Source organism: Phaeobacter sp. JH20_26 (genome assembly GCF_048056275.1).
Lineage (GTDB): Bacteria > Pseudomonadota > Alphaproteobacteria > Rhodobacterales > Rhodobacteraceae > Phaeobacter > Phaeobacter bryozoorum.
Map to the genome: position 1 here is coordinate 1561456 of NZ_JAYMWL010000013.1, position 13451 is coordinate 1574906.

14 protein-coding genes are annotated in these 13451 nt (G+C 60.4%); 2 read left to right on the top strand and 12 right to left on the bottom strand.

Translation table 11 applies throughout. From position 1 onward, the window contains the following. Nucleotide 1: 1 nt before the first annotated feature. Together phnH and phnG are read right to left on the bottom strand one after the other, a co-directional pair. Complete coding sequence (phnH, locus tag VWY60_RS13195) at nt 2-598, bottom strand: phosphonate C-P lyase system protein PhnH (RefSeq protein WP_416540691.1); 597 nt, start codon at nt 596-598, stop codon at nt 2-4. Beyond that, the gene (gene phnG, locus VWY60_RS13200) at nt 598-1074 is read right to left on the bottom strand and encodes a phosphonate C-P lyase system protein PhnG (protein ID WP_416540692.1); all 477 of its coding nucleotides are present in this window, start codon (nt 1072-1074) and stop codon (nt 598-600) included. The genes phnH and phnG overlap by 1 nt, the downstream gene beginning before the upstream one ends. Nucleotides 1075-1182: 108 nt before the next feature. On the opposite strand from phnG, the gene phnF reads away from it, so the two are divergent. After that, nucleotides 1183-1917, top strand: a complete 735-nt coding sequence (gene phnF / locus VWY60_RS13205) for a phosphonate metabolism transcriptional regulator PhnF (RefSeq protein WP_416540693.1) — start codon at nt 1183-1185, stop codon at nt 1915-1917. Nucleotides 1918-1963: 46 nt separating this feature from the next. Here the strand turns inward: phnF and VWY60_RS13210 are convergent, their stop codons facing one another. From VWY60_RS13210 to phnC, 5 genes are all read right to left on the bottom strand, one after another. Then, a complete protein-coding gene (locus tag VWY60_RS13210; protein WP_340544366.1) occupies nt 1964-2578 on the bottom strand; it encodes a chloramphenicol acetyltransferase in 615 nt (204 codons plus the stop codon). A gap of 51 nt (nt 2579-2629) precedes the next feature. Beyond that, on the bottom strand, nt 2630-4000 hold the full coding sequence (gene phnE / locus VWY60_RS13215; protein WP_416540694.1) for a phosphonate ABC transporter, permease protein PhnE: 1371 nt from the start codon (nt 3998-4000) through the stop codon (nt 2630-2632). Continuing rightward, entirely contained in the window at nt 3997-4866 is an 870-nt protein-coding gene (gene phnE / locus VWY60_RS13220; protein ID WP_416540695.1) for a phosphonate ABC transporter, permease protein PhnE, read from the bottom strand. Before phnE (VWY60_RS13220) ends, phnE (VWY60_RS13215) begins: the two co-directional genes overlap by 4 nt. A 160-nt stretch (nt 4867-5026) precedes the next feature. Beyond that, nucleotides 5027-5935, bottom strand: coding sequence for a phosphonate ABC transporter substrate-binding protein (gene phnD, locus VWY60_RS13225; RefSeq protein ID WP_416540696.1), 909 nt, complete (start codon nt 5933-5935; stop codon nt 5027-5029). Nucleotides 5936-5994: 59 nt separating this feature from the next. Further along, entirely contained in the window at nt 5995-6813 is an 819-nt protein-coding gene (gene phnC / locus VWY60_RS13230; protein WP_340544362.1) for a phosphonate ABC transporter ATP-binding protein, read from the bottom strand. 177 nt (nt 6814-6990) lie between these two features. Between phnC and rpe the strand changes: the two genes are divergently transcribed. Next, nucleotides 6991-7680: a ribulose-phosphate 3-epimerase gene (rpe, locus tag VWY60_RS13235; RefSeq protein ID WP_340544360.1), complete on the top strand. Its 690-nt coding sequence runs from the start codon at nt 6991-6993 to the stop codon at nt 7678-7680. A 128-nt stretch (nt 7681-7808) separates the two neighbouring features. Here the strand turns inward: rpe and VWY60_RS13240 are convergent, their stop codons facing one another. The 5 genes from VWY60_RS13240 to VWY60_RS13260 form a co-directional block, all read right to left on the bottom strand. Beyond that, nucleotides 7809-9326, bottom strand: a complete 1518-nt coding sequence (locus VWY60_RS13240) for a class I adenylate-forming enzyme family protein (protein ID WP_416540697.1) — start codon at nt 9324-9326, stop codon at nt 7809-7811. 66 nt (nt 9327-9392) lie between these two features. Further along, a complete protein-coding gene (locus VWY60_RS13245) occupies nt 9393-9857 on the bottom strand; it encodes a PaaI family thioesterase (RefSeq protein WP_416540698.1) in 465 nt (154 codons plus the stop codon). Then, complete coding sequence (locus tag VWY60_RS13250) at nt 9838-10983, bottom strand: acyl-CoA dehydrogenase family protein (RefSeq protein ID WP_416540699.1); 1146 nt, start codon at nt 10981-10983, stop codon at nt 9838-9840. Before VWY60_RS13250 ends, VWY60_RS13245 begins: the two co-directional genes overlap by 20 nt. Then, nucleotides 10980-12179, bottom strand: a complete 1200-nt coding sequence (locus VWY60_RS13255; RefSeq protein WP_416540700.1) for an acyl-CoA dehydrogenase family protein — start codon at nt 12177-12179, stop codon at nt 10980-10982. Before VWY60_RS13255 ends, VWY60_RS13250 begins: the two co-directional genes overlap by 4 nt. A 95-nt stretch (nt 12180-12274) precedes the next feature. After that, nucleotides 12275-13450: an acetyl-CoA C-acyltransferase gene (locus VWY60_RS13260; protein ID WP_416537209.1), complete on the bottom strand. Its 1176-nt coding sequence runs from the start codon at nt 13448-13450 to the stop codon at nt 12275-12277. Nucleotide 13451: the final 1 nt, after the last annotated feature.

Sequence of the window (13451 nt, forward strand, 5' to 3'; positions counted from 1 at the left end):
CTTAGCCCTCCTTCTTGGACAGCGGAGCAATCCGGCTGGAACGTGGCAGCGCGCAAAGCTGGCTGCCGACGGTGAAATAAGTGTCGAACCCCAGCGGGAAGAGCGCAGAGTTATCCTGAAATGCGCCCAGATCAGGCAGGCGAATCTGGCCGGTGTCTTTAATGCCGGGGCCGCTCAATTCAGCGTTGGGTCGTGCAAGTTCGTCCATTTCAACGATCAGAGTGGCTGAGCGATCCGGGTATTCAGCCGTGCCGATACGATAGGCATCAACTGGTGCCAGCGCAGCCCAGCCGCCCAGCGCAAAATCTGCAACATCAGCCGCCACCAGCGGCGCGCCTGTATGAAACGTGACCCATTCCCGCACCGCCAGCGTGTCAACATCCGGCGCTAGGTAGAGACCCGTGTCGGGATCACACAGCGTCAGCAACAGGCAGCCAGCGGCGACAGACAGGTCATCGGGTGTCGCTGCGCCAGTGATGTCCATGATCTGGCCAGGACGTGCCATGGCGGTCATCGCAGCGCGAAACGCATGCGCCGACTGCACCGCAGGAGAAGCAAAACCACCAGAGAAATGAGAAGCCTGGGCTTGCGTCGACATCAGTCTTCCCCCCGCACCATTGTAAAGAAATCAACTTTCGTAGCGGCGGCTTTTGCAGCCCGAGCCGCCTTTTTCGCCTGCTTTGCCTCGCGCAGCGGTGCCAGGATCTGACGCTGCACGTCAGCCGCCGCCCCGGTCTGCATCAGCGCATCAATCTTGGCGGCGATCTCAGCCTGTACCTTGTTACGGCCCTGAACATAGCCGTGGCCGACAACGCCATCGGCCAATGTCAGCGCGCAGCGGGTAACCGTCATTTCACCTAGGTTGAAGGCCGCTCCGCTGGCCCCCATACGCCCCCGCACCATCACGCCGCCAACTTCGGGCGGGCGCAGCCATGCGTGATCGGGGTTCTGCCCATAGCTCTGCCAGAGCTCCTGCAATGCCGCGGCATTTGCAGAGGCAAGAAGGCTCATCCATGCTTGGCGGTCCACCCCGCTGCCGGTACCACCCGCTGTCATGCTGTTTTCTCTGTTCATCTTGTCGAAGCCTCTTGGCCTGTTTGTCTAGCTTATCTATACAACTAGACAAATGTTACCTGAGTCGCCCCACGCGGCGCAACGACAACCTTGTGAAAGTTTCGTGACATGCCCCGCACCCCGGTCTGGAAATCCATCGCCATCAGCCTCACCGATGACATCGCACAGGGGCGCTATCAGACCGGCGACAAGCTTCCGCCAGAGGTGCAGCTCGCAGGCCGATTTGGGGTCAACCGCCACACTGTCCGTCGCGCCTTGTCGGAGATAGCAGACCAGGGGCTGGTTCACGCCCGCAGGGGCGCCGGTGTCTTTGTTGCGGCTCAGCCAACAGACTACCCGATTGGCAAAAGAGTCCGCTTTCACCAGAACGTCGCTCGGCTGGGACGTATTCCAGCAAAGAAAATCCTCAGCCTAGAGACCCGGGCTGCCGACCGCCGAGAAGCCGAGGCACTGGGGCTGGAATCAGGAACAGCCGTACATGTCTATGATGGGTTGTCACTGGCGGATGGCCAGCCGATTGCCCTCTTCCAAAGCGTGTTCCCCGCCGAAGACCTGCCTAATCTGCTCCCCGCGTTGCAAGAGACCCAATCGGTAACAGCGGCGCTGAAGATCTGCGGGGTCACCGACTATACGAGGGTGGAGACCCGTATCACGGCCAAACTCGCAACTGCCACGCAGGCACTGCACCTCAGGATCTCCGAGGGCAGCCCGATCCTGCGGACAACCGGCATCAACGCAGCGTCAGACGGGACCCCTGTCGAATTTGGCCGAACTTGGTTTGCCGGGGACCGGGTGACCCTGACCGTCAGCGATCAGGATGACGCGGGTTTGGCCGACGGGTGACCTGCCTGCATAACGCCCTCGTTGATGGCTGATCCGCAGGCAGGTGCTAGGCGTATTTCTCTAAGAAGGCTTCGGCGCTTAGCGCTCGGAAATCGGGGACCGCCGCCTTCAACCGGGCATTGTCCCAGTCCCACCAGGCCAAGGCGATCATCGCCTCAGCGACTGCTTCGGTATACCGACGCCGGATGAGCCGCGCCGTGTTTCCCCCGACGATCGTATAGGGGGCAACGTCCTTGGTGACGACAGTCCCGGCCGCCACCACGGCACCATGGCCAATGGTCACCTCGGGCTTGATCAGCACACCATGCCCGATCCAGGTGTCGTGGCCGATATGTGCCAGCCGACTGGCACGATGCTGAAACCAGTCCGCGTCATCTTCGATGTCGTCCCAATAGGCCGACGAGCGGTAGAGGAAATGATGCAGCGAGGCCTTTTGCAGCGGATGATCGGTGGCGCCAATACGCGTGGCGCTGGCGATATTCGAGAACTTCCCGATCTCAGCATTGGCGATATCACAGTAGCGATCACAGTAGCTGTAATCGCCGAACCGGCTGTTCAGTACCCGGCTTTCCGCCCCGATTTCGACGAAGGCGCCAAACTGGCTGTTTGCGATCGAACAGTTGGAATGAAGATACGGCTGATCGGCAGAGAGACGGGGCATTGGGTGGCTTTCGAAGATATTGAAGAGACAGGTTCTTAGCACCGCCAACGGTCACGGCAGCAGCATCGCGCCACCCTGACGGCGGGCCTTGCGGCCCGGCTCGCCCTTGATCAGGCGGCGGCGCAGCCAACCGGACACCCAATCCATGACCATCACCATGAGAATGATCAGCACGATGTAATAGGCAACCTCTTCCCAGTCCTTCTGGGTGATAATGGCCTGAGTCAGCAGCAAGCCGATACCGCCACCGGTGATGGCGCCAATGATCGTTGCGCTGCGCGTGTTTGATTCCAGAAAATAGAGCAGCTGGCTCAGCAAGACAGGCGTGATCTGCGGAATGACACCGAAGCGATAGCGCTGCGCCGGCTTCGCGCCTGTGGAGGCAACGCCTTCGATCTGTTTCTCGTCCACATTCTCCAGCGCCTCTGAGAAAATCTTGCCAAAGGTACCAGTGTCGGTCACCAGGATCGCCAAAGCGCCAGTCAGCGGACCGGGTCCAAAGGCCCGGGCAAGGACCACGGTCCAGATCAGAGAGTCGACGCCGCGCACGAAGTCAAAAAGGCGACGGGTTGCAAAGCGGACCGCGCGCAGCGGCATGAAGTTCCGGGTAGCAGCAAATGCGAGCGGCAGCGCAATCAGCCCCGCGCCCATCGTGCCAAGGAACGCCATCAGCAGCGTTTCGAAAATGGCCCAGGCCACATCCTGATGCCGCCACATCTTGTTGGTCCAGAAATCGTGGAAGATCGCGCCCGCTTCACCGGTTGCGGCCCGGGTCATCAGCTCACCGGGCCCCAGACCGTGGTAACGGCTGTCGAGGGTGAAGAAGAACAGCTCCCAACCAGCAAAATACCGAAACACCTCCGCACGGTTACGGGTCACCGTCAGACGCCCGGCATCGGTCGTCACCGCCAACCGGTTCTTTGAGACATTGATCCAATCCGGCAGATCGCCTGCCGGAAATTCGGCCTGCACGCCAGCGCTGCGACTTGGGGTTGCGCGGATCCTACCATAGCCGGGGATATCAAAAACAATGCTCTCGGGGCCGAAGCGAACCTGATGACCATCTTCGAGGTCAATCACGGTAACGTCGGACGGTGTCGTCGCGAGGGAAACCCACTCCGGCGCTTGCCCATCGGGATAGGCCCCTTTGCGCTCTCCCTCGATGGCGACGCTAACGTCACCTGTCCGATTGTCGCGCGTGACGTGGGTTTTGTAGCTGTAACTATCCGCCACCAGCGTGCGGGCATTCTGCGGATTCATCCGCGCGGCCAGTCCCGCAACGTCGAAGGCGACGAAGACATAGGCGAGATAGACCAGTACCAAGAGCGGCAGAGAAAGGCTCAGGACGCGCTTGCGGATGAACAGGCGCTCCATGTCCAGTTTGCGCAAGGTCGGCGGAACAGTGGTGTCAAAGGTCGTCATTGTTTGGCTCCGTGGGTCAGCCGGTCGCGCAGCAGGCCCGACAGTTGATCCACCAGGACGATGGTAAAAAACAGCAAAAGAAAGATCGCCGCAGCTTCATCATACCGCCCCTGCCCCCAGGACATGGCGTTACGCAGCTCGTAGCCGATACCGCCTGCCCCGACGAAGCCGAGAATGGCGGAGGCGCGGATATTGATCTCAAACCGCAGAAGTGCGTAGCTCACATAGTTCGGACCGACCTGGGGAAAAACGCCCAGCACCATGCGCTGTGCCCAGCCGGCCCCGACAGAAGCCAGTCCTTCGACAGGCTTCAGCGACGCGTTCTCATTTACCTCGGAAAACAGCTTGCCCAGAGCGCCCGCAGTATGGATCGCAATCGCGATCATCGCAGGCACCGGTCCACCACCCAAAAGAAAGATCAGCACCAGTGCGATGACGATTTCCGGGATCGCACGAAAGATATCCAGCATCCGGCGGAACAGCGGGATAAGGCGCGGCCAGCGCGCCAGCCCCCGTGTTGCCAACAAAGACAGGATGGTTCCGAAGATTGCCCCAATCAGCGTGGCAGCGGCAGCGATGTTCAAGGTCTCGATCAGGGCCGGTGAAAACTGTAACACATGCCCGGGCAATAGGGCCACTTTCTCGACTGCTTCCGAAAGCACCTCAGAGGGGTAGTCAAAAACATGGGTAATCCCATTCCAGAAAGACCCTGCGTTGCGATCGTCGGCGATCCTGAAACCGGCGGCCATCATCGCCACAAATACGGCCAGAAGGATCCCGCCATAAAGGCGCTTGCGCTGTATCAGCGCCTGGTAATCGGCCTGAATGTCGGACACCGAAGAGGCCGAGGCTGTTGCATCTGTCATGAATGGGATCCTGTGTCGTCGAAAACAGCCGAACAGCTGGGCTTTCGATGTTTCACGTGGTGGAGACTGCGCGCAGTCAGTTCCGAACCAGGGCAGTTGGCAGATAAAATGGCGGGGTTCGGTACGAATTCTCCGAACCCCGCGCGCTTAGGTACTGAAATTAGTTGGACTTCAATTTCCGCGCTTCGATGATAACCTCGTAGGCCTCGTGGGTGATCGGCATGAAGCCTTTCGCCTCACCGGCGGCCACACCATAGAAACATTCAGCATCCATCGACTTCAGAGAGGCCATCAGGCCAGTCATCTTCAGCTTCACGTCCTCGGGCAGTTCGGTGCGCAGAACAACCGGGCCCTCGGGAATAGGCTTGGACTGCCAGATCTGCACCAGATCGTTCATATCGACGAGACCTGCATCAACCGCGCGACGCAGCGCGCCGGAGTTGAAACCATCTTCCCACTCACCCAGGCCGTCAGCCCAGCTGACGCCGGCGTCCACATCGCCATTCGCAACAGCGACGATTGTCTGCTCATGCCCGCCGGTGAATTTAACCTCGCCAAAGTAATCGCCGGAGGTCATGGTCGCGCCGGTTGCCTGTGGAATCTCGATCGAAGGGATCAGGAAACCGGAGGTGGAGTTCGGATCACCAAAACCAAATGTCTTGCCCTGCATGTCATCGAGCGATGTGATCCCGCTATCCTTACGCGTGAAACCGATGGAATAGTAGCCATAGCCACCGTCGTTGTTCACCTTTACCAGGATCGGCTCTACCGCCGCCGGATCACTGAGATAAGTTTTGGCATAGCCGGATGCACCCAGCCACGCCATGTCGATGGTGCCGCCCAACAGCCCCTGGATCACCCCGTTGTAGTCGGCCGGGGCAAAGAGTTTGGTTTCGACCCCCAGAAGATCCTCGGTCTTTTGACGCAGGCACTCGTTGTTGTTCAGGCGATCCTGAGCGTTTTCACCACCAAGAATACCGATACGGAATTCCTGAATTTCCGAGGTCTCAGCAAGAACCGGTGCGGTCAGCGCGGTGGTCGCCAGAATGGCAGCAATAAGGTTTTTCATTAGTCAATCTCTCTGGTTGGTCATGTCGGCGAACGAACCGCCGGGTTTGGAAAAAACTGTCAGTTCGCCGGAACAGGCTGTCGGCGCGGCTGAATACGGTTCAATGTCTCGATCTCGGTAGAGGTTGCGGCCTCGGAGAAGTCCGCGCCCGCGCCGTAGATTTCGCGGGCGACACCGGTCGTCAGTTGTTCCGGCAACCCATCGAACACGATGCGCCCGTCCCGCATGCCGACAACGCGGTCGCAGTAGCGACGTGCGGTATCCAGTGTGTGCAGATTGGCGATGACCGTGCGGCCGTCCTCCTCGTGGATGCGGCGCAGTGCCTCCATGACTGTCTGGGCATTCATCGGATCAAGCGAGGCAATCGGCTCATCCGCCAGAATGATCCTCGGATCCTGCATCAGAGCCCGTGCGATCGCGACCCGCTGTTGTTGACCACCCGAGAGCGCCTCGGCCCGTTTGGCGGCGTGTTCGGCGATACCAAGCCGGTCAAGGATATCAATCGCGCGATGGATGTCGTCCATCGGGTAGAGATTGAACAACGTCGCAAGGCTCGAGCGACGGTTGAGCGTGCCGTGCAGCACGTTGGACACGACATCCATCCGCGGAACCAGATTGAACTGCTGAAAGATCATCGCACAATCGGATTGCCAGGCGCGTTTCTCCTTGCCGCGCAGCTGGGTCACATCGCGCCCTTCGAAAAGGATGCGCCCCTCACTGGCGTCCCCAAGCCGGTTGATCATCCGCAGCAACGTGGATTTCCCCGCGCCCGAGCGGCCGATAATGCCGATCATGCAGGGCTTGTCGATATCCAGCGTCGCGGCATCCACCGCGATCTTGTCGCCGAATCTCTTGGTCAGTTTGTCAATTCGCAGCACCTGAGGCTCCCGTCTCTTTGCGGGACTGACTAAGCTGCCAGATCAAAGCTTGTGTGTCATCGCGGTGAAGCTTTTGTAACGGCCGGCGTGACAACAGCCAGCACGCCCCTAGGCGCGCCGGCAACAAGCCGCTATACGGCGACGAAACGCTGCCCACGAAACCAAGGAACTGCTGCCATGTCTTTCGACCGCTCCATCAAAATCGCACCTTCGATCCTGTCTGCCGACTTTGCCAATTTTGGTCAGGAGATTCAGGCCATCGAATCCCAAGGCGCCGATTGGGTTCATATCGATGTGATGGACGGGCATTTTGTACCCAACCTTACTTTTGGTCCGATGGCGGTGAAGGCGTTTCGCCCACATGTCAAAACCGTGATGGATGTGCATCTGATGATTGCGCCGGTCGACCCCTATATCGATGCCTATGCAGATGCCGGGGCCGACGTGCTGACCGCACATGTCGAGGCCGGGCCGCATATTCATCGCACCCTGCAAGCGATCCGTGGGGCAGGTATGAAAGCCGGTGTGGCCCTGAACCCCGGCACCCCTGCCGAGGCGGTTGCCCATCTGCTGGATCTGACCGATCTGATCTGCGTCATGACGGTGAACCCCGGGTTCGGCGGTCAGAAGTTCATCGATATGACCGCCAAGATTCGTAGCCTGCGGTCCATGATCGGTGATCGCCCGGTGCATATCGAGATTGATGGCGGCGTTGACCCCAAGACCGCACCGCTGGTGGCAGAAGCCGGGGCAGACGTGCTGGTCGCCGGATCAGCAGTGTTCAAGGGCGGCTCCGTCGATACGCCGGAGGTTTACGGAGAGAATATCCGCAACATCCGAGCCGCTGCTGCTGGCGTCTGGGCCTGAGCGAGCGACATCACAGCAGCGCGCATTCAGTAGGGCGGACACAAGGAACTCCCGCCCGCTGCGACGCCTTTCAAGAAAGGCGCTGAAGCCGTTGAGCCAAGCGCCGCGCGTTGCGCGGCGCGGGCGCTTCACGCCAGCCGGTCCGCGAAATGGGACAGCAGAAGATGCTTCAGGATCTTGCCTGTCGGTGCCGCTGGCAGCTGTTCTGTGAGCACAATAAGGCCGGGCCGTTTATAGCCTGCCAGACGCTCTGCCACGAAGAGACGTAAGTCCTCAACCCGAGGCGCATCGGCAGTGGCCAGCTGCACAAAGGCGACCACCTGTTCGTCCCCGTCCATCTGGCGGCCGACAACAGCGGATTGAACCACCTGCGGATGGGCATTCAGAGCTGCTTCGACCTCCGGCGGGAAGACATTGAAACCGCCATGGATAATCAGCTCCTTGGCGCGTCCGTCGATGTGCAGATTGCCGCTTTGGTCCCAACGCCCCATATCGCCGCTGCGCAGCCAACCTTCGGGATCGAGAGCCGCCCGCGTGGCGTTCGGGTTGCGGAAATAGCCGAGCATAACGTTGTCTCCGCGCAGGCAGATCTCTCCCAGCCCGCCGCCGCCGCCCGGAACATTTTCATCCAGACGCACCTCAACCCCCGATAGCGGTGGGCCAACCGATGTATCAGGGTCACCCAGGCAGTTGCGTGTCGCGCAGATCCCTGCCGTGGCCTCGGTCATCCCATAGCCGTTCTGCAGGGCAACGCCGTAAAAATCTTCCGCCCGCCGTTTCCAATCCGGGTCGAGCGGAGCCGCGCCAGAGGAGACATAGCGCAGATCGGGACTATCAAGATGCGCCAACCCCTGTTCCTTAGCGTATTGCATCACCAGCGCGTGCATCTGCGGTACGGCGGAAACCAAGGTGACGCCGCTCCGCAACGCCTGATAAAACCGCGCCGCGCTAAAGCGCGCCTCAAGACGAACCTCGGCCCCGATCATCACGGAGGCGGTCAGAACGGACGCAAGGCCAAACACGTGGCTAAGTGGCAAAACGCCATAGATCACATCTCTTACGGTCATATCGCGCAAGCGAGCCGAGGCACCGCCGCCGAAACTCAGGTTTCCATGGCTGAGCATCACCCCCTTTGGATCACCGGTCGTACCGGTTGTGTAGAGCAGCACGGCCAGATCGGACGGTATCGTTTCATCGCCTCGATCGCCCGCCGCAACACCCTCTCCGGGGGCTGACATGACGATCTGCAAGCTGCCCAGATCGCCCGGCATCGGGTGTGCGCCCAATCGGGCCGCGTGGGCCGCAGCATCCGGCGAAGCGGCCACCGTCAGCAGGATCACTGTCGGCTCGGCATGGGCGCGGATACGCTCGACCTCGGGCGCCCGCATCCGGGCATTCACGGGAACTGCAACACCGCCCAATTGTGAGGTAGCAAACAGGGCTGCAACGGCGACGCAGCAGTTCTCGCAGAGTAACATGACCCGGTCACCCGGCCCCACTCCAGCGGCCACCAGATGAGATCGCAGTTCGTCGCAGACGCGGGCAAGCTCACCATAGGTCCACTTCGTCCCGCCGCTGTCGCTGAAGGCCGGAGACTCCGGACGATGGCGCGCATGTTGCTCAAGATACTCGTGCCAAAGCGTCATGTTCGATTCCCCGTGGTCGTGTTGATATCTGTCCCCCCCCGCAGACAAAGCTGCGCCGCGGGGGCCTCAGCCCCGTATCCTTTTGAAGACCCCGCTCGCAGTGGCCAAGATCTGCCCGCGACCATCCACCAGCTCTCCCGCCACATAGGCCAGGGAGGCACCACCGCCTGTTGCCGTTGCCGATGCCACAACCTGCCCGGACCGTGCAGCCGCGATATAGGACAAGGTCAGTGAGACGGTCACCACCGGCGGGTGCAAGGCTGCGTCAAAATGCTGAGATGCCGTATTGCCACAGACCACATCCATCAGGGTCGCAACGATGCCACCATGCAGGAGGCCATTGCGGTTAAGGTGCTGTGGAGCAAGCTCCAGCATCACAAGGCATGCCCCGGTTTGCGTATCGATCTCGGTGCGATACCCGACCATCTGCTGACAACCTGGATCGTCAATGATGCGCTTGGTGCCCCCGGACCCATATGCTGCCGCAGCCTCGGTGGCCTGCGATATCGGATCAGGCCGCCGTGAGGTCAATGAACCGCTCCAACTGGGTATCAGCATCACCAAAGCGGTGTTCCGCCAAGACGATGCGTTTGGCGATATGGGCCAACTCATATTCGGCAGTCATCGCGATGCCTCCGTGAAGCTGGATCGCCTCTTCCGCGATATGGCGCCCCGTCCGCCCGATGAGATTGCGCGCGGCGGCGATATGACGATCCCGCACCAGTGGCAGATCCTCCAGGTGGCCTGCTGCATTGATCACGGCAGAACGCGCCTGTTCGAGCTCGATCAACATCTCTGCAACGCGATGCTGCAAGGCCTGAAACGTGCCGATTGGACGTCCAAATTGCTGCCGTGTAGTCAGGTAATCCATCGTCAGCCGTACGGCTGTTTCCATCGCGCCAAGCGTCTCTGCGGCGAGCGCAACCTCCGCCGCGGCAATGGCGCCTTCGATACGGTCCGCAGCATGGCCAGCTGCGCCGATCCGCGCTGATTTCGACAGCCGAACACAATCCAGTTCCATCTCGGCGGCTCTGCCGCCTGCCAGCAATGCGCTACCCCGCATTCGCAGACCGGGTGCATCGGGGCGAACACAAAATAGGGACAGGCCGTCACGATCTCCGGGTGACCCCGCTTCGCGCGCGGCAACAATCAGCAAGTCGGCCGCCTCTGCATTCACTACCACGGATTTCCGCCCGGTGAGCAGAATGTCATCCCCCTCGTCGACAGCCTTGGTTTCGATCCAGGTACGCTCATACCGGCTGGCAGGCTCGCCGTGGGCAAAGGCCAGCTGCAGATCTCCAGCGATCAGCCGATCAATCATTTTCTGATCACGCGGCGAAATCGGATCTGTGCCAGAGCCACACAGCAGCACGCCACAAAGAACGGCGCTGTCAAGCACCGGTTCAACAACGCCGGCCCGGCCCAATTCCTCAAACACCGTCGCAATGTCGAATCCGGCCCCGCCATATCCACCAGCGGCCTCGGGCAGCAGCGCGCCAATCAGCCCGAGGTCAGCAAGCTGTCCCCAAATTTCCGGAGAGTACCCCGAAGGATCGGCAAGCGCCTGGTTTCGGGCGGCGACAGAATACCGATCGCGAAGAAACCGGCGCAAACTGTCCTGAAGCATCTGGCGCTCTTCTGTCAGCTGAAAGTTCATGTCCTGCCTCCCAGAGAAACCTTGGCAATGATATTCTTCTGGATCTCGTTCGATCCACCGAAGATCGACAGTTTTCGATTGTTGAAATACTGGGCCGCGACAGCTTCGCTCCCCTCTGGTGGAGAAAGCGCGTTGTTGTCACCGGCTACCGCCTCCGACGCAAACGGCAGGGCATAAACGCCCGCTGCGCGCCGTGCGAGATCGTTGATCTCCTGACGTATTTCGGTGCCTTTCACCTTGAGCATGGAGCTTTCGACGCCGGGCGCCTGCCCTTGGGCCGCAGCTGAGATGATGCGCAGATTGGTGGTGGACATGGCCATCAGATCGATTTCCGCGCGGGCGAGTCGCGCGGCGAAATGTGGATTTTCGATCAGCGGGCGACCGCGATGAAGCTGGTGACGCGCGAGACGTTTCACCGCCTCCAGCCCTGCTTGGCTGAACCCGACACCTGCAATATTGGTGCGTTCATGGGTCAGCAGATATTTGGCATAGGTCCAGCCTTTGTTTTCCTCACCAACCAGATTTTCAGCAGGCACGCGCACATCATTGAACCAGACTTCGTTGACCTCATGGGTGCCATCAAGAAGGATGATCGGCCGCACTTCGATGCCTGGTGTCGCCATGTCAATCAGCAGAAAGGAAATCCCCTCCTGCTGCTTGGCCTGAGGATCAGTGCGGACGAGACAGAAAATCCAGTTGGCGAATTGGCCAAGCGTGGTCCAAGTTTTTTGTCCGTTGACGATATAATGGTCACCATCGCGAACTGCGCGCGTGCTCAGGCTGGCCAAATCGGACCCTGCGCCCGGCTCGGAATATCCCTGACACCACCAGTGTTCACCGGACAGAACTTTGGGCAGGAAATACGCGCGCTGCGCATCGGATCCGAATTTTTGCAGAACCGGCGCAAGCATGGTCAAACCAAACGGAACGATGCGCGGCGCGTGGGCGCGACAACATTCTTCTTCGAAGATGTGGCGCTGGACCGCATTCCAGCCGCAGCCGCCATACTCCTGCGGCCAGGTCGGTGCCAGCCACCCCTGATCGTTCAGGATCTGGTGCCAGCGATCATGCCCCTCTTTGCCGATACCCCGCCCCAGGCGCACAGCGTCCGACAGATCCTGAGGCAGCTTCGCCTCCAGAAAGGCGCGCACTTCCGCGCGAAAGGCCAACTCTTCGGTCGAGTAATTCAGATCCATCTCCGCGTACCTCCCCGCGCTATTTCGATAGTGCCCGCTGCTCTCATCCGGGATCTACTTGGACCGCACCTACCGGCGAAGCCGTACCCAGATAGTCAGTAGATCTCGAACAGGCCCGCAGCCCCCATGCCGCCGCCGATGCACATGGTTGCAACACCCAGCTTGGCCCCACGTCGACGGCCCTCACGCAGCAGATGCCCGACCATTCGTGCGCCTGTCATGCCAAAGGGATGGCCGATGGCAATTGATCCGCCGTTCACGTTGCAGATTTCATCTGGGATACGGAGCTGGTCACGGCAATAGAGCGCCTGGCTGGCAAAAGCCTCATTCAGCTCCCACAGATCGATATCCGCGACTGTCAGCCCGTGCCGCTCCAGCAGGCGCGGCACCGCATGTACCGGGCCGATGCCCATTTCGTCAGGCGCACAGCCGGCAACGCAGAACCCGCGAAACGCCCCCATCGGGTTCAGCCCTCGACGGCTTGCCTCGGTGGCCTCCATCATCACGACCGCCGCCGAACCATCGGAAAGCTGGCTGGCGTTTCCTGCGGTGATGAACTTGCCCTCGCCACGCACCGGGTCCAATCCGGCAAGCCCGTCCAAAGTGGTTTGCGGGCGATTACATTCGTCGCGATCCACAGTCACCTCGCGGGTGCCAACCTCACCGGTTTCCTTATCTTTTAAAGCCATAACGGTCTGCATGGGCACGATTTCGTCGTCAAACAGCCCTGCACCCTGCGCCGCTGCTATCCGCTGCTGGCTGCGCAGCCCGTAGGCATCCTGCGCTTCCCGGCTGATCCCGTAACGCTCGGCAACGATATCTGCGGTATCGATCATGGCCAAATAAACGTCTGGCTTGTGCGCCTGCAACCAGGGGTCCTGCACCTGCTTCACATTGGGCTGCACCATGGAGATGCTCTCGACCCCACCTGCAACCATCGGGCCAGCCCCTTCGGCTGTAATCTGCTGGGCCGCAAGCGCGATGGTCTGAAGACCCGAGGCGCAGAACCGGTTCACAGTCATGCCTGCTGCGGTCTGCGGCAATCCCGCGCGCAGCGCAATCTGACGTCCGATATTGTGACCCGTAGCCTGTTCGGGGAACCCGCAGCCGATAATGCAATCCTCGATCTCTCCACCATCTAGGCCAGCCCGCTCGACGGCTGCAGCTACGGCATGGCCGCCCAAAGTCGCGCCATGGGTCTGGTTGAACGATCCGCGAAAAGACTTGGCCAACCCAGTGCGGGCAGCGGAAACGATGACAGCCTGTTTCATC

Bases quoted from the DNA above. Each gene is read 5' to 3' on its own strand.
- phnE (WP_416540695.1), bottom strand. From the start codon at position 4,866: ATGACAGATGCAACAGCCTCGGCCTCTTCGGTGTCCGACATTCAGGCC.
- VWY60_RS13240 (WP_416540697.1), bottom strand. From the start codon at position 9,326: ATGACGCTTTGGCACGAGTATCTTGAGCAACATGCGCGCCATCGTCCG.
- VWY60_RS13210 (WP_340544366.1), bottom strand. From the start codon at position 2,578: ATGCCCCGTCTCTCTGCCGATCAGCCGTATCTTCATTCCAACTGTTCG.
- phnF (WP_416540693.1), top strand. From the start codon at position 1,183: ATGCCCCGCACCCCGGTCTGGAAATCCATCGCCATCAGCCTCACCGAT.
- phnD (WP_416540696.1), bottom strand. From the start codon at position 5,935: ATGAAAAACCTTATTGCTGCCATTCTGGCGACCACCGCGCTGACCGCA.
- phnH (WP_416540691.1), bottom strand. From the start codon at position 598: ATGTCGACGCAAGCCCAGGCTTCTCATTTCTCTGGTGGTTTTGCTTCT.
- VWY60_RS13250 (WP_416540699.1), bottom strand. From the start codon at position 10,983: ATGAACTTTCAGCTGACAGAAGAGCGCCAGATGCTTCAGGACAGTTTG.
- rpe (WP_340544360.1), top strand. From the start codon at position 6,991: ATGTCTTTCGACCGCTCCATCAAAATCGCACCTTCGATCCTGTCTGCC.
- phnE (WP_416540694.1), bottom strand. From the start codon at position 4,000: ATGACGACCTTTGACACCACTGTTCCGCCGACCTTGCGCAAACTGGAC.
- phnG (WP_416540692.1), bottom strand. From the start codon at position 1,074: ATGAACAGAGAAAACAGCATGACAGCGGGTGGTACCGGCAGCGGGGTG.
- VWY60_RS13260 (WP_416537209.1), bottom strand. From the start codon at position 13,450: ATGAAACAGGCTGTCATCGTTTCCGCTGCCCGCACTGGGTTGGCCAAG.
- VWY60_RS13255 (WP_416540700.1), bottom strand. From the start codon at position 12,179: ATGGATCTGAATTACTCGACCGAAGAGTTGGCCTTTCGCGCGGAAGTG.